Genomic DNA, 24,089 nt, shown 5'->3' with positions numbered 1-24,089 from the left:
CATGGAAAAAACAATGAAAAGATGGGCACTCATCTCACAAATCATGGCCGGTGTATCGGTATTAGTATTAATTGGTATTATTATCTTTAATATTTTTGCCGCACCGCAAATGCTGACTGCTAGCGCCGAGCGCATATATTTATTAAACTTTGCTGTTGCTAACACACAAATGACATTTGATAATTTTGGTCAAATTTTAGCAAATATTTTAGTTGGTAAAGATGTTATCGTTGTTGTCGTCTTGGCAGTATTAGAATTAGTATTCTTCTGTTTTATCGGTTCAATGCGTCGTAGACTAAAAGGGTATATAAAATTGACTTTTGCCAGTATTCTAATGCTCTTGATAGCTACGCTGGCAGTTGCCAACATTTGGTTGTATAGTTATATTCAACTAGGAACGACTTTTGTATTTTTTGAAGCTATTCTTTTAGCTTTTGCAATCTTAGCGCAGTTAGTTGTATTTATTATCTATTTTATCCAATATGTTCGATTCCGTCCATTGCGTTTAAAAGAAGCTTTTTCAAAAGCTTCGTTATTGGAACTTGCCAAAGGAACCATTCAGAACTCAACAATTATTGTGTTTGTGATTGTTATTATCGGAGCAATTTTAGGATTTGCAGTATATCAAGTAATTCTAATGTTGTTACCGCAATTATCACTGCAACAAATATTCCAAGGGACATATTACTTTGATATCATGAACCTTGTTGGCAGTAATGTATCACCGATAGTAACCGGAATTATTCAATCAATTAAAATTGACGAATGGTTCTTTACCGTCCAAAATGGCATCATCACTCTTGATGTAAGCTCAATTGACACTAGAATCCATCAAACAATTATTGATTTTGTGACAACAACATTTAATAGTCTGGCACAACCGGTACTGATTATCATAGCATATTATGTTGGGGTAAATATTGTTAACTTCATTTATAAAAAACTACAATATAAAAATGATGTTGTCTTGGTACTCTTGGCAGTTGCGGTTTACTTAAAACCATTGTACATTCCGAATATTGATTTCATCTTATTTACTATTTTAGATATACTTATTGTTATTGCAGTAACTGTTTATATAATAATTCGTATTGACGACGTGTTCTTTAAAGGGCGTTTCATTGCCATCGTCTCAGGTTGGATCAATAAAGGTATTGAAAGCATAAAAAACTTCTGGAATAAAAAATCAACTGAATTTACGGCTGCTCGCAAAGAGCATCCAGAAGTGATTGAGAAAGCGAAAGCAGAAATTAAAAATCAAACAAATAAAATTGAAGCACTAGTGGCTCAATCAAAAACTAAAAAAGCTGATCCTAAAGATGTTGAACCACAGAAGAAAGCTAAAAAAGTAAAAAAACAGCATTCTTGGAACAAACGAAATAATGGTGCGGCGCAAATCCAAAAACAAAAAAGTCAGCATGCTCGACGCCGACCCACAAAATAAAAATTGAAATAGGCATCCTCTCGGAGGATGCCTATTTTTTCTTTCTATAATGAAAATTATCAGTTGCAGTAAAGATTAGTAGTCCAATAAGTGCAAGCTCAACAGATAAATTAAATGTAAGACAAAGCACATAAAAACCGATTAAGCTAAACAACATTGCCAAAGATTTATATTGTTCAAAAACAATTTCGTTTTTCTTATGATAAATAAAAACAATATGTTTGCTGACAAAAAAGAGGGCGACACTACCGTAAAGAATACTGATGAAGTAAAAGGTTGAAAGTCGGTTATCAAGCAATAAATCACTGCCAACCGAGAAGAGCAGGATGGAAACTATGATGAAAAAATGGCCATAGAGTAAGAACTGACCGCTGGTGGTCATATTTTTATCAATAGTATTTTCTATATTCGTATAGTAGCTCCAGAACATGCAACAGACAATAGTGAAAAGCAAAATGACATTAAAGAACACGCCAATCGAAGCAGTATTTTGGCTTAATACCCGAACTAATACAACAATTGCTTCACCGAAGGTAATGATAACAAAAAGTCCGAAGCGTTCAACCAGATGCGGAAAATGCACCGGTACTTTTTTTAATATCGTTTTGTTAAATAGTGGCAAGAGAATATCAATACCGATACCTAAGTACATAATAATATATCTGAGCGGGCCGCTGAAAAATAGTGAAGCAGCTGAAATGACGATGCCAATTGTAAATAATTGAGCTAAGCGTTTTGCGGTAGCGCTGCGACTGCCGGAACAATTTCGTGAGCTTATATAATACTCGAGCACTGTTATAGCGCGAATAGCCAGATAACCAACAATAAAAGTGTAGTATGTTTGGTCGAAATCGAGATTAAAACTGGCAGTCATTAGAATTAAGAAAATCATTTGTGCCATCATATAAAGCTGCGGCCGTTTGATATACTCACCAAATCGGTTCATATACATAGTCTGGCCAACCCATGCCCACCACATGGGAATAATCATCAACATATATTCAGAAAAATATAATAGCGATTCTTGCGGATGTTCTGCAATTGTCAGTAAATAGAAATTGACTGACGACACAGCAGTAACAAATATTAAATCAAAAAATAATTCCAGCCAGGAAACTTTCCGCTCCTTCATTTTTATTCACCTCTTAGTCACTTTCATTATACATGAATTTTAAAATCCGGTCTGAATTTTAAGCTTTAAATATAAATGTTTTTATTTTAAGCTCTCAACTCTGACAGAATCACCAAAGAGGCGTATAATTATTTGTATAGAAGGAGGTAATATCCATGAGTGATATTAAAGTAAAAACTGATTTTACCAGAACAATTGAATTTTTAAATCAACAATGTGCCAATTATAGTGTGTTTTTCTTCAAAGTTCGTCAGTTCCATTATAATACTCAAGGAACAGAATTCTTCCGATTACATGAAAAATTCGAAGAACTCTATGGCTATATTGAAGAATTGATTGATTTAGACTCAGAACGGATTATTCAATTAGCCAGCCGTCCATACAGCACAATGGTTGAATTTTTGGAACATTCTGATATTAAAGAAAAACCATACACTAAAAAAATGAAACAGGAAGAGATGCTTGAAGCTGTTGTTGAGGATTTAGTTTTAATCCGTGACGAGTTAGCAAAAGGCTTAGTTATTTCAGATAACGACGGAGACTATGTAACAAACGACATGCTTGTTGCACAAAAAAATAAAGTTGATAAAGATATCTGGTTCTTCACTGCAATGTTAGGAAAAGATCCGGTACCGCAAAATCAATAATTGAGAGAAATTTGAAAACTGTACAAACGAAGCGTTTGTACAGTTTTTTTCTTTTGTAAAAATAAGTAGTTTGGGTTTAAAAAAAGCTATTAAGCAGGTATAATAAATGAGAAAAGGAAGTGACGAAATTGGTAGGAATTATTTTTTGGGTATTAGTAATTATAAATGCGGTTGGATTAATTTCGGTCGTTTTTATGGAACGAAAAAATCCGGAAACGGCGATTGCCTGGATTTTAGCAATTATATTTTTGCCAATTATCGGGTTGGTGCTTTATGCAATGTTTGGTACAACTTTCTTTATGCGTGATCGTCGTAAACTCAATACAACAAGAATCGAAGATCGTTTTAACGAGCAGGCGATGAATCAAAAGGTGAAATCTTTTTTTGAAGGCGATAGTCATCAGGAACTACCGGAATCAGAATATAAGAATATTATGTTGCTCAATCGTAATCATGGCGATGCGGTGTTGAGTGAAGACAATCATATTCAAGTATATACTGATGCAAACGTCAAATATGCAGATTTATTTGCTGATTTACGTAACGCCAAAACGACAATCCACATCACATACTTTATTATTCAAGATGACCATTATGGGAATGAGTTTATCAATATTTTAACCGAGAAAGCGGCAGCCGGATTGGAAGTGCGTTTGATGTATGATGTTAACGCCAGCAATCATACACCTAAGAAGTTCTTCAAGCCTTATCTTGAAGCTGGTGGTAAACTTTGCCGTTTCTTACCATCGCCATTGGGAAATTTTTTGCGAATAAATTACCGGATGCACCGCAAAATTGTGGTGATTGATGGTCAGATTGGATATATGGGCGGTATGAACATTGGGGATGAGTATGCCAGTATGAAACCATCAATCACCCCTTGGCGCGATACCCATTTACGATTAACCGGTAGTGCTGTTTATGCCTTGCAATCACGCTTTTTTGTTGATTGGTATAACATTACCGGTGAGGATTTAAGCCGCCTACATAATATGGGGAATTATTTCGCCCGGGTTAATGAACCGGGGAATTTGCCGGTACAGATTGTTACCAGCGGTCCGGATATTGAAGATATGCTGATATATGATGCAATGATTGCAATGATCAATAATGCCCGGCATACGATAAAAATTCAGACGCCGTACTTTATTCCTGATGATGCCTTCTTACAGGCAATCAAACTGGCAGCAAAAAGTGGTGTGGATATTCAAATTATGATTCCCGGTATCCCGGATAAAAAAGCGGTTTACCAAACGACTTTGACCTATATAGAAGATGTTTTTAACTGGGGTGTCAGCGTCTACCGTCATAAAGGGTTTATTCATGCTAAAACAATTGTTATTGATGATGAAATATGCACGATTGGTTCATGTAATATTGATAACCGCAGTTTTGCTCTGGATTTTGAAATAAATGCTTTTGTTTACGACACTGCTTTTGCTCAGAATTACAGCCGGATTTTCGAAGCCGATAAAAAAGATTGTGAAGTGCTGAATAAGGAATTTTTTGACAAGCGCGGGCTCGTTATCCGCGGGGTGGCCGCGATAACGAGATTATTTTCCCCATTAATGTAAGGAGAATGTTTTATGAAATTACGTCCGTATTTAACCTATCAAGGAAGTTGCGAAGCAGCAATTGATTTGTATAAAAAAGCTTTTAATGCAGAACTTTTAACAATCAGCCGTTTTGAGGATTTGCAAAACGCTGAGCTGCCGGACTTTATGCAGCGGCAGATACTTCAGGCGACGTTACGAATTGGCGAAACCGTTATTCGTATGTGTGATTGTTTTGGTGAACTGAATGATCCGGAGTCTGAGCGGCTTTCAATTGCCGTTGAATGTTCTACTGCCGAAGTTGAACATGCTTTTGCGGTTTTGGCGGAGTATGGTCGGGTAGGGATTCCTTTACAAAAAACGGGGTTTAGCCCTTGTCATGGTGTCGTTTTTGACCAATTTGGGGTTATGTGGAATTTTATTGCCTCAGAGTAGCGTTTCAGGCACGATTGTTATTGACAAAATCACTAAAAATCTGTAAAATTAATTTGTTGTGTAGCACACCTGCTACTGCAACCGCACAGATAAGGTTATGAGTGTCATTGCGACCACCTTCATGGCGAGTCTAAGTAATATTTATAAGGAGGTGCAATGCACATGTACGCAGTTATTGAAACTGGAGGAAAGCAATACAAAGTTGCCGCTGGCGATGTTGTATACGTAGAGAAAATCGACGCTGATGTTGATTCAGTTATCACTTTTGATCAAGTATTATTGGTTGGTGGTGAAAAAGTTGCCGTTGGTACACCGTTAGTAAAAGGTGCCACTGTCACAGCTCGAATTGAAAAACAAGGCAAACAAAAGAAATTGACGATTTTCAAATACAAAGCTAAGAAAAACCAATATAAAAAACAAGGACACCGTCAACCATACACGAAGTTAGTTATTGAATCTGTGAATGCGTAGGCGATTGTTATGATAAAAGTAACATTTACATATGTCGATGGACATATGCGTGAATTTAGTTTTTCAGGTCATGCTGAATATGCTGACCCGGGTGAAGATATTGTTTGTGCAGCGATAAGCGCACTGGTGATTGCAACAACAAATGCAATTGACCAATTAACAAATATCGAACCAATTGCTGAAATTGACGAAACTAGCGGTTATGTGCATGTAGATTTGCCAAAAGTAAATCATGATACTGATTTATTGACAGCAAGTTTGCGTTTAGCAGTAGAAGATACTGCCGAATCATATCCGCAGAATATAAAAATACGAATTGTAGAATAGGAGGAATCCTCATGTTGAAAATGAACTTACAGCTTTTTGCATCGAAAAAAGGTGTTGGGTCGACTCGTAATGGTCGTGACTCAGAATCTAAACGTCTTGGCGCTAAACGTGCAGACGGTCAAACAGTAAATGCCGGTTCAATTTTATACCGTCAACGTGGTACAAAAGTACATCCAGGCGAAAATGTTGGTCGTGGTGGCGATGATACATTGTTTGCAAAAGTTACTGGTGTAGTAAAGTTTGAGCGTTTAGGTAGAAATAAGAAACGCGTCAGTGTTTACCCTGTTGCTTAAGAAGAGTGCAAATGAGCTTGATGAGTGTCATCAAGCTCATTTTTTATTTTTGTTGTATGACAAGAGTAAATAGTAGTTATAATTATTTGCTGCTATGATACAATAAAAGAAAATATTAAGGAGAAAGAAACATGTTTGTTGATGAGATAAAAGTTCAGGTCACTGCTGGTGATGGTGGCAACGGAATGGTTGCTTTCCGCCGTGAGAAATATGTTGAACTCGGTGGACCATGGGGCGGTAATGGTGGCCGTGGCGGTGATGTTATTCTGGAAGTAGACACCGGACTAAGAACATTAATTGATTTCCGCTTTATGCGCAAAGTGCGTGCTAAAAGCGGAGAAAAAGGAATGTCTAAAGGAATGCATGGTCATGGTGCTGAAGATATGATTTTAAAAGTTCCGCCAGGGACAGTTGTATATGACGATATTAGCGGTGAAATGCTTGCCGATTTAAAAAATGATGGTGATCGTTGTATTGTTGCTAATGGCGGTCGCGGTGGTCGCGGCAATATTATGTTTGCTACCCACAATAATCCGGCGCCAAGTGTTGCCGAAAATGGTGAACCAGGTGAAGAGAAGCAATTGCGTTTGGAATTGAAATTGCTTGCTGATGTTGGTTTTGTTGGTTTTCCGTCAGTCGGAAAGTCAACTTTACTTTCAGTTATCAGTAAAGCAAAACCAAAGATTGATGCTTATCATTTTACGACTTTGTCGCCGCAGTTAGGATTAAGTCAAACGAAGGATGGGCGAAGTTTTGTAGTTGCCGATTTACCAGGGCTTATTGCCGGTGCACATTTAGGTGCGGGTTTGGGACTACAATTCCTGCGCCATATAGAACGTACTCGTGTTATTGTGCATGTAATTGATATGGGTGCGGTTGATGGCCGTGATCCTTATGAAGATTATCTGACAATTCGTGAGGAGCTTGCTGAATATAATCCGGAGTTGTTGGAACGGCCGCAAATTATCGTTGCCAATAAGATGGATTTACCAGATGCTGAGGTGCAATTGGAGTGGTTTAAGGATAAATATCAAGGTGATGCACCAATTTATGAAGTAAGTGGTTATACTAATAGCGGTGTGGAAGAATTATTGGTAGCCATTGCTGACATTCTTGATGCTACTGAAGCTATTGAATTAGCTGAACAGGGAGAAGCAAACGAAGTTGAAGAAGTGAAGGTGTTCCGTCATAAACGTGAACATGCTACTGAGGACTTCTTTATCGGTCGCAATGTATCCGGGGAATTTGTCGTTGGTGGCGCTAAAATTGAAAAGCTGCTTAAAATGACTAATCTTGACCATTATGAGTCATTGATTCGCTTTGCCCGACAAATGCGCACAATGGGTATCGATGAGGCACTACGTGCACGTGGTGCAAAAGATGGCGATACCATTTGGATTCTTGACTTTGCTTTCGAATTCAGTGAAGATGGCAGTGCATATGATGTTTAATTTTGAGCGTAATTAATTGTCATTTTTAAAAATATTATGATATAATAAGTATATAATTCCTCGATGGTTGGTGAACTTCTCATTTTTAACCTAACACGTTTAATACGGGAATCCTTAAAGTTCTCAATCTGTGTTGAAAGCTGGTCCTGAACCAGAATCCTTAAGATTGCAGACAAGATACCCACCTGCACAGTGCAGGCTTTAAACCTGAAGGTACCACGGCCGATTGGGGAATTTTTTTGTTGAAAAAAACTTATAGAGGTATGTTATGTTACATCAGTTTTCTCGAAATGAACTAGCCATCGGAAAAGAAGGGCTGGCGTTATTACAAAATAAATGTGTAGCGGTAATCGGTGTAGGCGGAGTTGGTTCTTTTGCCGCAGAAACGCTTGCCCGCAGTGGTATTGGCACAATAATACTAGTTGATAAAGATACAATTGATATTACCAATGTTAATCGTCAGATTCATGCGTTGCTCTCAACAGTTGGTGAACTAAAAGTTGAAGTTATGCAAAAACGGATTGCTGATATTAATCCGGATTGTCAGGTTATTACAAAACACATGTTTTTCCTTAAGGATACAAAGGATGAATTCTTTGATGATGTACCAAAAATTGATTTTATTATTGATGCAGCGGATGTTGTCTTTGGTAAAGAAATTATTATTGAAGAATGCCTAAAACGAAATATACCATTTATCAGCAGTATGGCTATGGCCAACAAAATGGATCCTACTCAATTGGAAATTACTGATTTGAGTAAGACCACATATGATCCAATTGCTAAAGTCATTCGCTATAATCTGCGCAAACGTAAAGTTTATGGCAAGATACCAGTAGTCTTTTCGAAAGAAACACCAATTGTGCCACGCGCGGATGTCAACGAAGTTGTTGGAAAGGCTGACAGCCCAATTCGCAAGGTGCAGATGCCACCGTCTTCAAACGCCATGGTACCAACTGTTGCCGGGATTTTATGTGCAAGCTTTGTGATTAATACTTTGTTGGCGGATGTTGATATTCAGAGAAAAAAGTAGACAATTTTTTTGCGTCTCATACTCACTATATAAAAGAAAAAGGTGGTGGCTCAAATGAGCCACCACCTTTTTAGTTATTTATTTGGGTATTTTTCATCAATGAATTTTTTGAAATGGCCATCGCTGGGAATTCCGCAGGATTGGCAAGCAACTTCTGATTTAGAACTACAGTCGCAGCCACTATTTTTTTTACGTCGATTACGAATTAAGAAGTAGAGCGGGATTGCAAAAATAAGGATAGCTAATATATATTCAATAAACATAGTTAATCACTTCCAATTATAAAAGATAGCTAAGCAAAAGACCGCCTTGATAAATAATAAAGCTGATAATCCAAGCGACTGCTATAGGATAAAGGGCAACAATCCAGGCATATTTCAAGCCATATTCTTGACGAACGGCACCAATTACTGCGACACAAGGTGTGTAAAGTAAAACGAAAACCAGGAATGCGTAGGCAGAGAGGGTTGTAAAGTGGGCTGATAATGAACTTGCAAGCAATTCTTCGCCGCCACTGTAAAGTACCCCCATAGTACTAATAACAGTTTCTTTAGCGACAAATCCAGAGATAATCGAAACTGCTGACTGCCAGTCGCCAAAGCCTAACGGGCTAAAGAGCGGCGCAAATATCGAGCCGATATTTGCTAAAATGCTAGTACCCATATCTTCAGTGTAGCCAGCAAAACTGATGTGTGAAAGCAACCAGATAACCAAGCTTGCAAGCAGGATGAATGTAGCTGCTTTTTTTAAGTATGATTTTACTTTTTGCCAAGTATTGATTGATAAAGTTTTAATGCTTGGAAAGTGGTATTCCGGCAATTCGATTAAGAAATGTTCAACAGCACCTTTGAAGGTAGTATTTTTCAAGACTAACGCAATAATAATTGCAACAATAACCCCCAAGATATAAAGGGAAGCAACAACCAGTCCTTCTTGTGAAATACTAATTGGAATTGGTCCAATGTTAAAAACGAATTGACCGCTGAAGAAGGCACTGGCAAATAATACATAAACCGGAAGCCGGGCATTACATGACATGAATGGCAGCAACAAGGTGGTTAGCTTTTGTTCGCGTTCAGTATCTAGATTGCGAGTGCTGAGTACAGCCGGAACCGCACAACCAAAGCCCATAATCATCGGAATAATTGCTTTTCCCGATAAACCGATTTTAGAGAAGGCGCGGTCAAGTAAAACTGCCACCCGGGGCATATAACCAAAATCTTCCAAAAATGTTAAACAAACATAGAGGATGACAATAACCGGCAAAGCGGCAAGAATTGTTCCCAAACCACCAAATATACCTTCGGATATTAAGGATACAAACCAGTCACTGGCCCAAGGCATGAGCGAAAGCAGCCAAGGTAGAACGACTTCCTCTAAAGCGGTACCGATCCAGTCGCCAAGCGGACCGCCAATCCATTCAAAGGTGATTTGGAAAATCAACCAAATCACAACAGCTAATGAAAGAAAAGAGAGGACTGGGTGAAAGAATATTCGATCTAGAAAAGCAGTAGTTTTAGAATGCTTATCATCTTTTTCTTGAGTAACCATGTTTGGTAAAAATGCTGACTCAATATAGTCATAAGCTTCTTTTTGATTTTCAAAGTCAGGAATAATAATATTATTGACTGTTACCGGTGACTTTACTGTATTAATAAATTCAGTAAAGGTTTTCGGTTGATTTGCCTGAATGGCGAAAACCGGAATACCTAAACGTTCACTCAATAATGGAATATTGATACTGAGACCTTTTTTGGCTAACACATCAGCCATATTTAATAACAAAATCATTGGTTTTTTAAGTCGCAACAATTCCATAGTTAAATAGAGATTACGCTCTAAGTTGCTGGCATTAACAATATTGATGATAACATCATATTGATCTGACTTTAGAAATTGTTCTGCAATGATTTCTTCATTATTGGCGGCGTTAAGTGAGTAGATGCCGGGTAAATCTGTCAGTTCAATAGAACTGTTTTTGATTTGCCCGCTTTTTTTCTCAACTGTAACCCCGGACCAGTTACCGACCTTTAAGTTGCGTCCGGTTAATTGGTTAAATAAAGTTGTTTTACCAACGTTGGGATTGCCGACTAAAACGGCATTTTGAATGTCTTTCATTTGTATACCTCTTTACTATTGATAAGCAAGATAAGAAGAAAACCAAGGTCTGCTATTCCTGACAGAGCTTGGTTTTCCAATTATATTTGTTCCACGAAGATTTTTTTTGCATCAGCTTTTCTTAGTGCAAATTCACAATTACGAAAAGAAATGATGATAGGGTCTAATAAAGGTGTTTTACGCTTCAAACAAACTTCGGTTCCTTCAGTGCAGCCAAGTACTTGAAGTTTCTCAGAAAGTCTACAGCTATCATCTATATATTTAATTTTGGCGCTTTGGCCAGGTTTTAAAGATGTTAATGTCATAACATCACCTCTATTTCAGAATGATTACGATTTAAATTATAGCACTGCTGATTTTAAAAGGCAAGAAAAAACACAATTTTTCACTTTATTGTACCAATTACAAATTTATAACTGGCACAATAAAGTTTTTTGGAATTTTGACTGAATGTGGTACAATTGGTTTATACTAGTAACAGAGGTGTTAATTACTATGGATTTGGAACAAATTAAGGAACTGATTTCAAACTCGGGAAAGAAGATAACCGACCAAAGAATTGCTTTAAGTGAAATATTTTTGCGGCACCCGCACCAATACTTAAGCGCTAAAAAAATTCGCAAAATGCTGGAGGAAGAGTACAATTTTGTAATGAGTTTTGATACCATTTATAACAATTTGTATATGTTCAGAGATTTGCGGATTATTGAGGAACAAGTTTTTCATACCGAAGCCCAATATTGCTTAAATCACTCATTGCATCCGCATCATCATATTATTTGTACAAAATGTGGTAAGAAGGAAGATATTGAAGATTTATGTCCACATGAAGAGTTAGAAGCACGCTATCCTAATTATCTAATTATCAACCATATTTTTGAAGTTTATGGTATATGTGATGAATGTCAACAAAAAGCTGAATAGAAATTGGCAAAAGCAAACTGATACCTCAGTTTGCTTTTGTTTTTGTGATTGTTCAGTAATAATAAAAATGCTATAATGATAAGGCTTGGATGTCAGTATGAAGGAGGTTTTTTGTCATGGTGAATGAGGATTTGAATATCGATGATCAGACGATTAATGAAGAATTGTCGATTGATGATTTGCAGCTGCATGTTGAGGAAGCTTTGCGTGCGGCAGACAAGGAACAGCTTGATGCACATTTAGAAGAACTTCATGGTTATGATCGCTTTAGGATTTTTGATAATTTAGATGAACAGGAACGTTTGGGTTTCTATCAGTTAGTAGAGCCAAAGGTAATTTCAGAAATTTTTGAAAATGCTGAAAGTGATGTTGTTGAGCGCTATCTGGAAGAGATGAATGTTCAGGAAGCGGCCGAAATTCTTTCATATATGGCAACTGATGATGCGGTTGATGTTCTTAATCACATGTCTGCCGGAGATATTACTAATTACCTTTCGCAAATGGATGATGAAAAGGCGCAGGCAATTAAAGACCTTTTGTTTTATGAAGAGGATTCAGCTGGGTCAATCATGGCCGGCGGCGCAATCACGGTTTTAGAAACTGATAATGTCAAGGAAGCAATGAAAAAATTGGTTGATAATGCCCCGGATGCAGAAACCATCAATGTTATTTATGTGCTAAATGAAGACAAGGTGTTGACCGGGGTTGTTTCTTTACGGGAAATGATTTTGGCACGACGTAATCAAATGATTCATGATATTATGACTGAACGGGTTATTAAAGTTACTGTTGATACTGATCAGGAAGATGTTGTTCGTACAATGCGTGACTACGACTTAACTGTGTTGCCAGTAGTTGATGATCATAATTATTTGCAGGGGATTATCACTGTAGATGATGCCATGGATATCTTAGAAGAGGAAGCGCAGGACGACTATTATAAACTGGCCGGTATTAGTGAAGGTGAGAAAGTCCGTTCTGATGACGATTACTATATTATTCCATCATTAAAGAAACGCTTGCCTTGGTTAGTTAGTATGATTTTCCTATCAACGGTAGTATCTTTTATTGTTAGTTTGTTTGATCCGGTTTTACAGGCAGTTACTATTTTAGCGCCGTTTGTTACCTTAGTTAATAATATGACAGGCGTGCCGGGAATTCAGGCAGCAGCGGTAGCAATGATGCGAGTGAGTTCTGGAGAGTTTGAAGATGATAATGAGTTACTGAAGAAGTTTATCTTTAAGCAAGTGCTGATCATTGTAGCCATCGGAGTTATTATTGCCGTGATTGATTCACTATGCGCGTTGTTTATTTCGCGTGGCAATATATTGATTATGTTGATTGTTGGTGTTTCGGTTTTCTTATCTTCGTCATTCAATTCACTTGTCGGCGTAGGTTCAGTTGTTTTGCTGCATAAACTAAATCTTGATCCGGCAGTTGCTTCAGGACCGCTTATGTCAACAATTGGCGACGTTTGCGGAGTAACGGTCTATTTTACGACAGCACTGATTATTTTAGGAGCTGTTGGAATTATGTAAAGAAAGACTGTTGGGGTGCTAAAAAGCATCTAGCAGTTTTGTATGGGGAGAAGTATTGAAAAACTTTCGTCAGCCGGCTGATTGACGAAAGTTTTTTCTTTTTGTAGCATTAAAGCAATAAGTTTATTATAATAAGAAGTGAAGATTAAGGAGTTGATTTTGATGCAATTTAAACGAGTGTTTATTATTGTACTTGATTCTGTCGGTATTGGATATGCAAAAGATGCTGATCAGTTTGGTGATATGGGAACGAATACTTTAGGGAATATTTCTACTAAGGTTGGATTACATGTGCCTAATTTAGAAAAATTCGGACTAGGGAATATTTATCCTTTAGATACAGTTAAGAGTGTAGAAGCGCCGGTTGCATACTATACCCATATGGAACCAAAATCAGTTGGTAAAGATTCTGTTGCCGGTCACTGGGAATTTATGGGGGCTACTTTGAAAGAGCCGTTTAATAATTTTACTGCTCATGGTTTTCCGAAAGAGTTAATTGATGAATTTGAACGTCGTACCGGACGTAAAGCTTTAGGAAATAAAGAAGCGAATGGTTTGAAGATTATTCATGAGTTGGCTGATGAACAAAAAGCGACGGGTGGATTTATTGTATATACTTCTGTAGATTCAACATTCCAAATTGCTGCTCATGAAGAGTGGATTGGACTGGATGAATTGTACAAAGCTTGTGAGATTGCTCGTGAGTTAACATTATCCAATCCTGATTGGATGGTAGCGCGTGTTATTGCCCGCCCGTTCGTAGGCGAAAATGGTGAGTATACTCGTACCGGAAATCGTCATGACTATGCTTTAGATCCATTTGAACCAATTGCGTTGACACCGCTGAAAGAAGCTGGGCTTGATGTTATTTCATTAGGTAAAATTAATGACTTATATAATGGTGTAGGAATTACTGAATCAATTCCAACTAAAAATAACGATGATGGTGTTGAAAAATTATTGACTTTAATGGACCGTGATTTTACCGGACTGGGCTATTTAAACTTAGTTGAGTTTGATAGTTTATATGGTCATCCCCGGAATCCTGAGGGATATCGGGATGCTTTAGAACAGTTTGACCGTCAACTTCCGGATATTGTAGCTAAGTTGCGTGAAGATGATCTCTTGTTAATTACTGCCGATCATGGTAATGATCCTACTTATAAAGGAAATGACCATACTCGGGAGAATGTGCCATTATTAGCCTATTCAAAAGCATTTAAAAATGGGGGCAATTTTGCTGCGCGAATGACTTTTGCTGATTTAGGTGCAAGTGTAGTTGAAAACTTTGATTGCGAGTTTTCAGTAGGAACAAGCTTTTTATCAGAGCTTGGTAAATAGGTGAGTAAATGAAAGAGTTTGATTTAAAACAACAAGGTAAAATTGCTCGTTTGACGAACAAAACATTTAAATTTGATGAACGCGTTAAAGACGGATGGTTTTCCGCAGTCTATTTTTTAAAGACTGCGGAAATTGCTCGTAAATATAAACCGAATAGCATCGTTACGATGCAATTTTTTCAGCGTAAGAATGCTATTTTGTGTGGTATTGATGAGGCGATTGCTTTAGTGCATACTTTTGCTCATAATCCGCAGGATTTAGAAATAAAAGCTTTGCATGACGGCAATGCGGCTGAACCATTTGAAACAGTGTTAACAATTACTGGCCATTATCAGGATTTTGGCTTTTTAGAAGGGCTTATTGATGGTATTTTGGCTCGCCGCAGTTCAGTAGCAACTCATGTACATGATGTTGTGGTTGCTGCCGGAGATAAAGAAGTTATTTTTATGGGTGATCGTGATGATCATTTTTCTCAGCAGTCAGGTGATGGCTACGCCGCGTATGTTGGCGGCAGTAGTGCTCAAGCTACTCATGCTATGAATGAATGGTGGGGTAAGGAAGGTATGGGGACGATGCCCCATGCCTTGATTCAACTTTTTGATGGTGACATTATAGCAGCGGCACATGCTTATCATGAGACTTTTCCTCAAGATCGGTTAACCGTTCTTGTTGACTATAATAACGATGTTATTACTGATACCTTGCTTTTGGCACGGGAATTTGGTAAAGATTTATATGGTGTTCGGCTTGATACATCGCGAACAATGATTGATCAGTATTTTATGCGTAATCAAGATGTGTTGGGCAGTTTTGATCCTCGCGGAGTTAATCCGGAGTTGATTTTTGCTTTGCGTAAAGCATTGGATGAGGAAGGGTTCAATCATGTCAAGATTGTTGCTAGCGGTGGTTTGACGCCGGAAAAAATTGCGCGTTTTGAGCGAATCCAGACGCCTGTTGATATGTATGGTGTGGGAGCTAGTCTTTTAAAGGTGAATATTGGTTTTACCGGTGACAATGTTACTTTGGATGGTCATCCGCAGGCAAAAGCCGGGCGCGGGTATAAACCAAATGAAAGACTTGAGTCAGTTATATATATCGAGGAGGAATAGCATGAAGGTTGAAGCGTATATTGATTATTTGGTTACATGGTTGAAAGAACAGGTAGAGCGGACCGGCAGTAAAGGTTTGATTGTAGGTGTCAGCGGCGGCATTGATTCGGCGGTCGTGGCTAATCTTATTAAGCGTGCTTGTCCGGATAATTCGCTGGGTGTTATTATGCCTTGCAATAGTAACCCGCAGGATCAAGATGACGCTGAGGCAGTGATTGCTGCTGCCGGAGTTGAGCGTAAATATGTGGATTTAACATCAACGCGTGAGTTGATGTTATTGAGCGTGACTTCGCAAATGAATCCGAATGCTGATAATTTACAGTTGGTGGATGGTAATTTACGAGCACGTTTACGGATGTCGACTTTGTATGCTATTGCCCAGAGTTATGGTTACTTGGTGGTCGGAACTGATAATGCTGCTGAGTGGTATACTGGCTATTTTACCAAGTTTGGCGATGGCGGTGTTGATTTAGTGCCATTGGTGCATGTTACTAAGCACGGCGTTGCGCAGATGGCGCAAACGCTGCAGGTTCCGGAACAAGTGATTCACAAAGCACCTTCAGCGGGGTTATGGGAAGATCAGACGGATGAGGATGAGATGGGTGTCAGTTATGCGATGATTGATGCACTTTTGTTGGGTGAGGATATTCCCGAAGAAAAGCGTTTGATTGTTGAACGTTTGCATACCATGTCAGCACACAAACGGACAGGTGCGGTGCAACCAGAACAAAAACCAGATTATTCATTATAAAATGATATGGAAAAAATCATTGAAATGAGGATTTAATACTGTTTTTTTAACTGTTTATATAGTATAATGTTAGAATGAGATAGATTTATCCAAAGAAGGAGGCGGCAAAACGTGCAGCAAGCAAATAGTTATGCAATTCTGGAAATCGGAAATGCGTCAATTCGTCTTATTGTTGCCGAAGTGATCGCTGGAAAAACCAACATATTATCCGCTCAAACTACACCTACCGAGGGTATGAAAGCGAATTGTATTGTTGATCCGACTGCGGTCATGAATAATATTCGTAAGGTAACTCGTATGACTGAAAAATTCTTAGGAATTCAGTTGCGCGAGGTTGTTTTGGTATTTGCAAGTGTTCAATCGTCATTATTGCCGGTTGAAGTAAGTACGGATATTCAAAGTGATAAGCGAGAAATTTCATTAGATGATGTTCGTTCATTATTTAAAAAAGCTTCAATGCAAGTACGGTTGCAACATGATGATTTACTCAATATTTTCCCGGTTGACTTTATTGTTGACGGTATCAATGGGATTGCTGATCCAAAAGGATTGATTGCTTTATCGGTGACGATGCAGGCAATCATGGTAACCGCTCCGAAGATTTTGTTCTACAATTTAATTAATTGTGTTGAACAAGCGGGATTGAGTATTATTGATGTCTATCCAAGTTTTTATGCTGATGCAATTGAAGTTTTAGACGGATATGAACTTGAGCAGGGTGCAAATGTTGTTAACATCGGCGAAGATGTAACAACGATTTCGATTTTTGCAGATGGTTATCCGCGAAAAACCAGAGTGATTAAAAATGGTATGAGCAAGGTCTATGAGGTGTTGAGTGAAGCTTATCAGATTAGCGAGAAGCAAGCACGGGCATTAGTAGAGAAGTTCGGTTATGCGGATAGCATAAGCGCACAGGAGATTGTTATCTACCATATTGATGGTCGTGAAAACAGTGAAGAGGCAGCAAAGTCAATTACTGAACGCGAACTGGCTACATATATCCAAGGAGCTATTCAGGATTTGCTGAATGAATTGAACGAGGTTTTGGACAGCTTCCAAACTTTAGGCCAATTCACAACGGTGTTCACTGGCGGTGGAACACGATTAATCGGTATTGAAAATGTTATTGAACGTGAATTCAGCGGTAAATACCGTATTCACCAAAATAAAGTTGTTGGTACCAGCAATATGCAAGCAACAGCATTATTAGGGGTTATTCCTTTGGTTGAACAGCGTGAACGACTATTCAGCCGTTCAGAGAAAACTGTTAAAATGGATGTCACACCGGTGGCAAATAAAGTGAAGAAACCCATATCTCAAAAAGATGACACATTTTGGTCAAAAGTTTCAAACTACTTTTTTGACTGATTTCGTATAAACGAAATATAGAAGGGAGCAATTGATGTGGATCAAATGATTTTAGATGCATTTCAAAGCGAGGCAGTTCTCGCACGTATAAAAGTAATTGGTGTCGGTGGCGGCGGAAATAACGCGGTTGATCGAATGATTGATGAAGGAATTAAAGGTATTGAGTTTATTGCAGCTAATACCGACTTACAAGTTCTTGAGCGTTCAAAAGCACCGATTAAGATTCAACTTGGTAAAGATTTAACCAGAGGCCTTGGCGCTGGTGCTAATCCAGAGGTTGGCCGTCAGGCTGCGCAAGAAAGTCGTGAGGATTTAAAAGCAGCTTTGGCCGGAGCAGATATGGTATTTGTTACAGCAGGAATGGGCGGAGGTACCGGAACCGGTGCGGCGCCGATTATTGCTTCAATTGCTCGTGAGCTTGGCATTTTGACTGTTGGTATCGTTACTCGTCCATTTGGATTTGAGGGGCGGCGCCGCGGTGAGTCAGCTATTGAAGGTATTCAAGAGCTGCGTCAAAGTGTAGATACAATAATTGTTATTCCTAATGATCGTTTGCTTGAGGTTGTTGACCGCAATACACCTATCTTACAAGCATTTAAATATGCTGATAAAGTATTGTTGCAAGGGGTTCAGGGTTTAACTGATATTATTGCTGTTCCAGGTGTTGTCAATCTTGACTTTGCTGATGTTAAATCAATTATGCTTGATCGTGGTGCAGCTTTAATGGGTGTTGGTATTGCAACTGGTGAAAACCGGGTTATGGAAGCAACACGCATGGCAATTTCAAGTCCTTTGCTTGAAATTTCTATGGAAGGTGCTACTGATGCAATTATTAATGTTACCGGCGGAATTGATTTTAGTTTAGTTGAGGCGCAAGAAGCGGCTAGAGCGGTAGCTCAGGCTTCGAGCACAACTGAAGTGAATATTATTTTCGGGGTGGCAATTAATCCTGAGTTAGATAATGAAGTAGTGGTTACAGTTATTGCAACTGGATTTGAAGATGAGGAAACGTTATTATTCTCTGGCGGAGATAATACATTTACCAGCGATTTTAGTGCATTTTCATCAAGTCGCGGAGAAAAAACTGAAGGAGACAAAACGGATACTTCAGTTGATGTGCCGGTTTTCTTCAAAAAAAGAGATTTCTAAGATTTATTTAAATAATGAAATAATCTAAATGAGTTGCTAAATTTATTATTCTATAGGATAATAAAATAGATATATGTACTAGGAGGAAAAACAATGGCAATTAATGATAAATTAAAAAAATGGTTTACTACTGAAGATGAAGAGTATGATGATGATGACTATATGGAAGAAGACGATTTTGTACCTCCGGTAGTTGCACGTGGCAACGAGTCTGAGGAAGAATTATCAGAACGTCGTTCAAAAAATGATATGCTTATGGAAGCATTACGCGGTAAAGGTGCTCAAATGATTTTGGCTGAACCAAAAGCATATTCAGAAGCACAAGAAATTGCTGATCATTTATTACAAAAACGTGGAGTAATCGTTAATTTACAACGTATTGCGCCAGATCAAGCAAAACGTATTGTTGATTTCTTAAGCGGAGCAGTATATACTATTGCCGGCGATTTACAAAAAATCGGTCCAAACATTTTCTTATGTGCGCCAAATAACTTTGGTGTAGCAGGAAAAATTTCTGACGACGATTCAACAAAAAAAGTATACTAAGATGAAAAATAAACGTGCTGCAGCAATTTTGCAGCATTTTCATGCCAGTGAGCAGGAATTTGTACAGCGTATTGTTTCAGTAAGAGAATCAGTCTTAGATCGAAGCCGACCACAATTATTATCATTTATGTCGGTGCGAGAACTTGAAATCATTGAGATCCTTTGTTCAAAAGAAGTTTATGTGTATGCGGATGGAGCGTTTATAGATAGTGAGCGTAAACGGGTGCTGATAACTCCTTTTGAACAAACTGATCCACAATTTAGTATTGTGGTTGGTGAGCTTATATTTCAAGAAAAATATTATGATATTGATCATCGTGATGTATTGGGTGCAATATTAGCGAAGGGTATTGAACGTCGTAATATTGGCGATATTCGTATTCGCGATAATAAAATTCAGATTGCGATGGAGCAGTCATTTTTTCCGTATTTGGAGCAAGAATTGACTCAAATCGGGCGGGCACACGTTGTTTTTGAACGAATTGTGCCAGCTGATGAATATATTGTATTGGAAAATACGTTCAATGAGTATGAGATAATTGTTTCTTCGTTACGGTTAGATACTTTAGTGGCTAAACTATGTAATGTAAATCGTACTAAGGCGAAACTAATGATTGAACGTGGTTTTGTTCAAGTAAACTGGCAAGTTATTGAGCAGAGTCATGCTGTAGTCAAGGACACGGACATATTATCAATTCGTCGTTTTGGCCGTTTTTATCTGGAACAGGTAAAGGGCAGAACCAAGAAAGATAATTATGTTTTAAATGTAAAGGCGCATGCCTAAAAAGGTTAACAATTTTCTAGAAATTATAGATTAGGGAGTGGATTCATATGTCAACATCAACTGCAATACGTAAAACTATGTTTGGCGGATATAAGAAACAAGATGTTGATTCATTATTAGAATCAATAACTACTGAACAGTTTGAATTGCAAAAAAAGAATAAAGACTTAATGGATCGTTGCAGTCAACTTGAAACTGATTTGCAAAATTACCGCAATATGGAAGACACTTTGAAAAGAGCTCTCATGGTTGCTGAAGAAGCAGCAACTGATTTGCAGAAAATTGTTGAACAGGAAGCGCAACAAATTATTGATGACGCAGCAGTAAATGCTGATCGCATTGTGGAAGAGGCTTTAGTTCAGGCTAAAGATGCTTTAACTGCAATTGAGCGTATGAAAAAAGATGTTGATGTCTTTAAACAACGCTTAAAATTGTTGCTTGAAGCACAGCTTGAGTTAACCGACGATGATGTTTGGCGAGAAGTTGTCAGTAGTTTAGACGGTTATGAAAGTCCGGATGTTTTAGAACCTGCACCGCAAGAAAATACTTCTGATTTTAGTATTGGTGCATTTGATGATTTCTTAAATCAGCAACAAACTGGTGGCCAAACCGAACCTGAATTGCCGCCATTAATTCTTGACGATGAACAATAATAAAAGCATTGATTGAGACAAGTAGATATTGAATCTTTTATAAAGAGCGAGTAAGGGATGGTGTGAGCCTTATTATGAAATCAGTATTGAAATCACTCAGGAGTTATTTTACTGAAGACTACATATGTTTAGGTAAAATCGGAGCTGTTCTCCGTTATCAACAAAATGAGGTGGAAACACGAATAAAGGTGGTACCACGATTGTAGATACACAGTCGTCCTTTACAAATTTTATTTTGTAATGGACGACTTTTTTATTTAGGAGTGAAAGACGAATGGATTATAAAGATACACTACATATGATGAAGACGGATTTCCCGATGCGAGGAAATTTACCGCAAAATGAACCAGGGTTACAACAACGTTGGAATGATTTAGATTTATATAATGCGGTTGTAGCTAAGAATGCTGATAAGCCAACCTTCATTTTACATGATGGCCCGCCATATGCGAATGGGAATTTACATACCGGACATGCGATGAATAAAATTTTGAAAGATTTTATCACTCGTTATCGTGCAATGTCTGGATTTAATGCCGTGTATATTCCAGGATGGGATACTCATGGCTTGCCGATTGAGCAGGCAGTTACAAATAGCGGTGTGAATCGTAAAGAGAAAACTGTTGCGGAGTTCCGTAAAATTTGTGAAGAGTATGCTGAAAAGCAAGTTGCTAACCAAATGGAGCAGTTTAAACGTTTAGGTGTCTGGGGAGATTATGAGCATGCATATTTAACTTTACAAAAAGAATATGAGGCTGAGCAGATTAAGGTGTTTGCCAAGATGGTACAAAATGGATTAATCTATAAAGGATTAAAACCGGTATATTGGTCACCATCCAGTGAATCGGCGTTGGCTGAGGCAGAAATTGAATATTATGACAAATTATCACCATCAATTTATGTTGCTTTTGCAGTTCGTGATGGTAAAGGTGTGTTATCTGGTGATGAAAAATTCATTATCTGGACAACAACTCCTTGGACAATTCCAGTAAATATGGGGATTGCTGTTCATCCTGACTTTGATTATGTTGTGGCTGAATGTGATGGTGTTAAATATGTTTTTGAAGCATCATTTGTGGACCAGTTAACTACTGAGCTTGGCTGGAATGAAGTGAAAATTCTGCAAACAATTAATGGTAAAGAACTAGACCGCTTAGAGGCAACTCATCCATTGTTTGATAGAGTATCATTAGTTACTAATAGTACTCATGTTACCCGTGAGGCAGGAACCGGTATTGTTCATATGGCACCAGCACATGGTGAGGATGACTTTATCGTTGGTCAAAAATATGGTCTTGAAATAGTTTCAGCAACTGATGATAAGGGAATCATGACTGAAGCAACCGGGCCGTTTGCAGGTCAATATTATGAGAAATCTAATACTGCGATTACCGATGCATTAGAGGCTGCCGGAGCTTTATTAAAGTTAGAAATGATTGAACATTCATATCCACATGACTGGCGTACCAAGAAACCAATCATTTTCCGGGCAACTGATCAATGGTTTGCATCAATTGAGTCAATCCGCAGTGATTTGCTGGATGCGATTGATAATACAGATTGGATTATTCCATGGGGACGCGTTCGTTTATATAATATGATTGAGGGTCGTGGTGATTGGTGTATTTCGCGGCAGCGTGTATGGGGTGTACCAATTCCAATTTTCTATGCAGAAAATAAACAACCAATCTTGGATGCAGAGCTTATGAATCATATTGCTGAATTATTCCGTCAACATGGATCAAATGTTTGGTTTGAACGGGAGGCAAAAGATTTATTGCCGGAAGGATATACTCATCCGGATAGTCCGAATGGAGTGTTTACTAAAGAAACAGATATTATGGATGTTTGGTTCGATTCAGGGACTTCATATAATGTTATTGAACGCGCCGGTTTAAGTTATCCTGCAGATATTTATTTAGAAGGTAGCGATCAGTATCGCGGCTGGTTTAATTCATCACTTATTACTGGAGTAGCCACACATGGTCAAGCGCCGTATAAAGCAGTTGCCAGTCATGGGTTCGTTCTTGATGGTAAAGGCCGTAAAATGAGTAAATCATTAGGTAATACAATTGAGCCGGCTAAGCTAATTAAACAATATGGTGCTGATATCTTACGTTTGTGGGTTGCGTCGGTTGATTATCAAGCTGATGTACGGATTTCTGATGAAATTATTAAACAAGTTGCTGAGAGTTATCGTAAAATTCGTAACACACTGCGATTCTTAGTAGGTAATGTTCATGATTTCAATTCAGTAACTGATATGGTAGCCATTGATGATTTAGCAGAAGTAGATGTATATATGCTTACTGTTTATAATCGATTGTTGCAGGATGTTCGTAAGGGGTATGAAACTTACGATTTTGCATCAGTGTATAAACGTGTGTTACACTTTATGAGTAATGAACTTTCTTCTTTCTATCTTGATTTTACTAAGGATATTTTATATATTGAAGCCAAGAATGATTCTCGCCGTCGTGCAGTACAGACAGTTTTATATACAATTTTAGTATCAATTACTAAATTACTAGCACCAATTCTTGCCCATACAACTGATGAATTGTGGCAATATATTGATGGTGTTGAAGAAGAAAGTGTGTTTTTGGCAACTAATGATGAGTATCAAAGTTTCGCTAATCAAGAACAGATTGTTACGAAGTGGGAAACTTTCCTGAATTTCCGTGAAGATGTTTTGAAAGCATTGGAAGAAGCACGAAATCAAAAAGTTATTGGTAAATCATTAGAGGCTCAACTTGATGTTTACTTACATGAGGATGTACGTGAATTAATTATTTCTGAAGTAAATGATTTCCGTCAATTACTTATGGTTTCCGGAGTAACAGTACATGAACAAAAGCAAACGGACATGGAAGATTTTGCTACTGCAGCAATTGCAGTTAGTGAGTTTGACGGTGTGACTTGTGAGCGTTGCTGGAATCGCTATGAAGCAAGCAGCATGCATAATGATGAAATTTGTGAACGGTGTGCGAATGCAATGGTTGCCGATCAAGCGGAGGCATAA

General features: G+C 38.1%; 24 protein-coding genes, 1 other RNA gene and 2 other annotated features. Of the genes, 21 read left to right on the top strand and 4 right to left on the bottom strand.

What is annotated here, in order from left to right; all coding sequences use genetic code 11:
* The first annotated feature begins 1 nt into the window (after nt 1).
* Nucleotides 2-1,444, top strand: a complete 1,443-nt coding sequence (locus tag FEZ08_RS03175; protein WP_138190268.1) for a hypothetical protein — start codon at nt 2-4, stop codon at nt 1,442-1,444.
* 31 nt (nt 1,445-1,475) lie between these two features.
* Here the strand turns inward: FEZ08_RS03175 and FEZ08_RS03170 are convergent, their stop codons facing one another.
* Nucleotides 1,476-2,576: a low temperature requirement protein A gene (locus FEZ08_RS03170; RefSeq protein ID WP_138190267.1), complete on the bottom strand. Its 1,101-nt coding sequence runs from the start codon at nt 2,574-2,576 to the stop codon at nt 1,476-1,478.
* Between the two features lie 155 nt (nt 2,577-2,731).
* Here FEZ08_RS03170 and FEZ08_RS03165 point away from each other — a divergent pair, with 155 nt between their 5' ends.
* The 9 genes from FEZ08_RS03165 to FEZ08_RS03125 all read left to right on the top strand — a co-directional run bounded on the left by FEZ08_RS03165 (nt 2,732) and on the right by FEZ08_RS03125 (nt 8,786).
* Nucleotides 2,732-3,223, top strand: a complete 492-nt coding sequence (locus tag FEZ08_RS03165) for a Dps family protein (protein ID WP_199288002.1) — start codon at nt 2,732-2,734, stop codon at nt 3,221-3,223.
* 119 nt (nt 3,224-3,342) lie between these two features.
* Nucleotides 3,343-4,797: a cardiolipin synthase gene (gene cls, locus FEZ08_RS03160; protein WP_138190266.1), complete on the top strand. Its 1,455-nt coding sequence runs from the start codon at nt 3,343-3,345 to the stop codon at nt 4,795-4,797.
* 12 nt (nt 4,798-4,809) lie between these two features.
* Nucleotides 4,810-5,211, top strand: a complete 402-nt coding sequence (locus tag FEZ08_RS03155; protein ID WP_138190265.1) for a VOC family protein — start codon at nt 4,810-4,812, stop codon at nt 5,209-5,211.
* 69 nt (nt 5,212-5,280) lie between these two features.
* Nucleotides 5,281-5,353 (top strand) — a sequence feature (ribosomal protein L21 leader region).
* Nucleotides 5,354-5,373: 20 nt separating this feature from the next.
* Nucleotides 5,374-5,682 carry a 50S ribosomal protein L21 gene (gene rplU, locus FEZ08_RS03150; protein ID WP_138190264.1) on the top strand — a complete coding sequence of 103 codons (309 nt, stop codon included), beginning with the start codon at nt 5,374-5,376 and terminating at the stop codon, nt 5,680-5,682.
* Nucleotides 5,683-5,691: 9 nt separating this feature from the next.
* Nucleotides 5,692-6,009: a ribosomal-processing cysteine protease Prp gene (locus FEZ08_RS03145; RefSeq protein WP_138190263.1), complete on the top strand. Its 318-nt coding sequence runs from the start codon at nt 5,692-5,694 to the stop codon at nt 6,007-6,009.
* A gap of 11 nt (nt 6,010-6,020) precedes the next feature.
* Nucleotides 6,021-6,302 carry a 50S ribosomal protein L27 gene (rpmA, locus tag FEZ08_RS03140; RefSeq protein WP_138190262.1) on the top strand — a complete coding sequence of 94 codons (282 nt, stop codon included), beginning with the start codon at nt 6,021-6,023 and terminating at the stop codon, nt 6,300-6,302.
* A gap of 131 nt (nt 6,303-6,433) precedes the next feature.
* A complete protein-coding gene (obgE, locus tag FEZ08_RS03135; RefSeq protein WP_138190261.1) occupies nt 6,434-7,753 on the top strand; it encodes a GTPase ObgE in 1,320 nt (439 codons plus the stop codon).
* Between the two features lie 53 nt (nt 7,754-7,806).
* A non-coding RNA gene (gene ssrS, locus FEZ08_RS03130) (6S RNA) lies at nt 7,807-7,991 on the top strand.
* 30 nt (nt 7,992-8,021) lie between these two features.
* Nucleotides 8,022-8,786 carry a tRNA threonylcarbamoyladenosine dehydratase gene (locus FEZ08_RS03125; protein WP_138190260.1) on the top strand — a complete coding sequence of 255 codons (765 nt, stop codon included), beginning with the start codon at nt 8,022-8,024 and terminating at the stop codon, nt 8,784-8,786.
* A gap of 74 nt (nt 8,787-8,860) precedes the next feature.
* Here FEZ08_RS03125 and FEZ08_RS12180 read toward each other — a convergent pair whose 3' ends face one another.
* From FEZ08_RS12180 to FEZ08_RS03115, 3 genes are all read right to left on the bottom strand, one after another.
* Nucleotides 8,861-9,049, bottom strand: a complete 189-nt coding sequence (locus FEZ08_RS12180) for a hypothetical protein (protein WP_171014912.1) — start codon at nt 9,047-9,049, stop codon at nt 8,861-8,863.
* Nucleotides 9,050-9,065: 16 nt separating this feature from the next.
* Complete coding sequence (feoB, locus tag FEZ08_RS03120) at nt 9,066-10,904, bottom strand: ferrous iron transport protein B (protein WP_199288000.1); 1,839 nt, start codon at nt 10,902-10,904, stop codon at nt 9,066-9,068.
* A gap of 80 nt (nt 10,905-10,984) precedes the next feature.
* The gene (locus FEZ08_RS03115) at nt 10,985-11,209 is read right to left on the bottom strand and encodes a FeoA family protein (protein ID WP_138190259.1); all 225 of its coding nucleotides are present in this window, start codon (nt 11,207-11,209) and stop codon (nt 10,985-10,987) included.
* 190 nt (nt 11,210-11,399) lie between these two features.
* On the opposite strand from FEZ08_RS03115, the gene FEZ08_RS03110 reads away from it, so the two are divergent.
* From FEZ08_RS03110 to ileS, 11 genes are all read left to right on the top strand, one after another.
* A complete protein-coding gene (locus FEZ08_RS03110) occupies nt 11,400-11,828 on the top strand; it encodes a Fur family transcriptional regulator (protein ID WP_171014911.1) in 429 nt (142 codons plus the stop codon).
* Between the two features lie 116 nt (nt 11,829-11,944).
* Nucleotides 11,945-13,366: a magnesium transporter gene (mgtE, locus tag FEZ08_RS03105; protein ID WP_138190257.1), complete on the top strand. Its 1,422-nt coding sequence runs from the start codon at nt 11,945-11,947 to the stop codon at nt 13,364-13,366.
* A gap of 159 nt (nt 13,367-13,525) precedes the next feature.
* Nucleotides 13,526-14,707, top strand: coding sequence for a phosphopentomutase (locus FEZ08_RS03100; protein WP_138190256.1), 1,182 nt, complete (start codon nt 13,526-13,528; stop codon nt 14,705-14,707).
* A gap of 8 nt (nt 14,708-14,715) precedes the next feature.
* Entirely contained in the window at nt 14,716-15,816 is a 1,101-nt protein-coding gene (locus FEZ08_RS03095) for a nicotinate phosphoribosyltransferase (RefSeq protein WP_138190255.1), read from the top strand.
* 1 nt (nt 15,817) lies between these two features.
* Nucleotides 15,818-16,567, top strand: coding sequence for an NAD(+) synthase (nadE, locus tag FEZ08_RS03090; protein ID WP_138190254.1), 750 nt, complete (start codon nt 15,818-15,820; stop codon nt 16,565-16,567).
* 111 nt (nt 16,568-16,678) lie between these two features.
* Nucleotides 16,679-17,935 (top strand): cell division FtsA domain-containing protein, encoded by a 1,257-nt coding sequence (locus tag FEZ08_RS03085; RefSeq protein ID WP_138190253.1) that lies wholly within the window; start codon nt 16,679-16,681, stop codon nt 17,933-17,935.
* Between the two features lie 45 nt (nt 17,936-17,980).
* Nucleotides 17,981-19,084, top strand: a complete 1,104-nt coding sequence (ftsZ, locus tag FEZ08_RS03080; protein WP_138190444.1) for a cell division protein FtsZ — start codon at nt 17,981-17,983, stop codon at nt 19,082-19,084.
* Nucleotides 19,085-19,177: 93 nt separating this feature from the next.
* On the top strand, nt 19,178-19,630 hold the full coding sequence (locus FEZ08_RS03075; protein ID WP_138190252.1) for a cell division protein SepF: 453 nt from the start codon (nt 19,178-19,180) through the stop codon (nt 19,628-19,630).
* A gap of 1 nt (nt 19,631) precedes the next feature.
* On the top strand, nt 19,632-20,414 hold the full coding sequence (locus tag FEZ08_RS03070) for a YlmH family RNA-binding protein (protein WP_138190251.1): 783 nt from the start codon (nt 19,632-19,634) through the stop codon (nt 20,412-20,414).
* A 47-nt stretch (nt 20,415-20,461) separates the two neighbouring features.
* Complete coding sequence (locus FEZ08_RS03065) at nt 20,462-21,067, top strand: DivIVA domain-containing protein (RefSeq protein ID WP_138190250.1); 606 nt, start codon at nt 20,462-20,464, stop codon at nt 21,065-21,067.
* Nucleotides 21,067-21,292: a binding site (T-box leader), on the top strand. Its footprint overlaps the gene before it by 1 nt.
* 49 nt (nt 21,293-21,341) lie before the next feature.
* Nucleotides 21,342-24,089, top strand: a complete 2,748-nt coding sequence (gene ileS, locus FEZ08_RS03060; protein ID WP_138190249.1) for an isoleucine--tRNA ligase — start codon at nt 21,342-21,344, stop codon at nt 24,087-24,089.

This window comes from Culicoidibacter larvae (assembly GCF_005771635.1).
In the GTDB taxonomy this organism is placed as follows: domain Bacteria; phylum Bacillota_I; class Bacilli_A; order Culicoidibacterales; family Culicoidibacteraceae; genus Culicoidibacter; species Culicoidibacter larvae.
Note: the sequence above shows the minus strand (reverse complement) of the source record. Positions and strands in the feature narration are given on the sequence as shown.

Excerpts from the sequence above, each read along its gene's own strand:
- ileS (WP_138190249.1), top strand. The coding sequence starts at position 21,342 with ATGGATTATAAAGATACACTACATATGATGAAGACGGATTTCCCGATG.
- ftsZ (WP_138190444.1), top strand. The coding sequence starts at position 17,981 with ATGATTTTAGATGCATTTCAAAGCGAGGCAGTTCTCGCACGTATAAAA.
- feoB (WP_199288000.1), bottom strand. The coding sequence starts at position 10,904 with ATGAAAGACATTCAAAATGCCGTTTTAGTCGGCAATCCCAACGTTGGT.
- FEZ08_RS03065 (WP_138190250.1), top strand. The coding sequence starts at position 20,462 with ATGTCAACATCAACTGCAATACGTAAAACTATGTTTGGCGGATATAAG.
- FEZ08_RS12180 (WP_171014912.1), bottom strand. The coding sequence starts at position 9,049 with ATGTTTATTGAATATATATTAGCTATCCTTATTTTTGCAATCCCGCTC.
- FEZ08_RS03165 (WP_199288002.1), top strand. The coding sequence starts at position 2,732 with ATGAGTGATATTAAAGTAAAAACTGATTTTACCAGAACAATTGAATTT.
- FEZ08_RS03175 (WP_138190268.1), top strand. The coding sequence starts at position 2 with ATGGAAAAAACAATGAAAAGATGGGCACTCATCTCACAAATCATGGCC.
- FEZ08_RS03070 (WP_138190251.1), top strand. The coding sequence starts at position 19,632 with ATGAAAAATAAACGTGCTGCAGCAATTTTGCAGCATTTTCATGCCAGT.
- FEZ08_RS03075 (WP_138190252.1), top strand. The coding sequence starts at position 19,178 with ATGGCAATTAATGATAAATTAAAAAAATGGTTTACTACTGAAGATGAA.
- obgE (WP_138190261.1), top strand. The coding sequence starts at position 6,434 with ATGTTTGTTGATGAGATAAAAGTTCAGGTCACTGCTGGTGATGGTGGC.
- FEZ08_RS03095 (WP_138190255.1), top strand. The coding sequence starts at position 14,716 with ATGAAAGAGTTTGATTTAAAACAACAAGGTAAAATTGCTCGTTTGACG.
- FEZ08_RS03110 (WP_171014911.1), top strand. The coding sequence starts at position 11,400 with ATGGATTTGGAACAAATTAAGGAACTGATTTCAAACTCGGGAAAGAAG.
- FEZ08_RS03170 (WP_138190267.1), bottom strand. The coding sequence starts at position 2,576 with ATGAAGGAGCGGAAAGTTTCCTGGCTGGAATTATTTTTTGATTTAATA.
- FEZ08_RS03155 (WP_138190265.1), top strand. The coding sequence starts at position 4,810 with ATGAAATTACGTCCGTATTTAACCTATCAAGGAAGTTGCGAAGCAGCA.
- FEZ08_RS03115 (WP_138190259.1), bottom strand. The coding sequence starts at position 11,209 with ATGACATTAACATCTTTAAAACCTGGCCAAAGCGCCAAAATTAAATAT.
- rplU (WP_138190264.1), top strand. The coding sequence starts at position 5,374 with ATGTACGCAGTTATTGAAACTGGAGGAAAGCAATACAAAGTTGCCGCT.
- rpmA (WP_138190262.1), top strand. The coding sequence starts at position 6,021 with ATGTTGAAAATGAACTTACAGCTTTTTGCATCGAAAAAAGGTGTTGGG.
- FEZ08_RS03125 (WP_138190260.1), top strand. The coding sequence starts at position 8,022 with ATGTTACATCAGTTTTCTCGAAATGAACTAGCCATCGGAAAAGAAGGG.
- mgtE (WP_138190257.1), top strand. The coding sequence starts at position 11,945 with ATGGTGAATGAGGATTTGAATATCGATGATCAGACGATTAATGAAGAA.
- nadE (WP_138190254.1), top strand. The coding sequence starts at position 15,818 with ATGAAGGTTGAAGCGTATATTGATTATTTGGTTACATGGTTGAAAGAA.
- FEZ08_RS03145 (WP_138190263.1), top strand. The coding sequence starts at position 5,692 with ATGATAAAAGTAACATTTACATATGTCGATGGACATATGCGTGAATTT.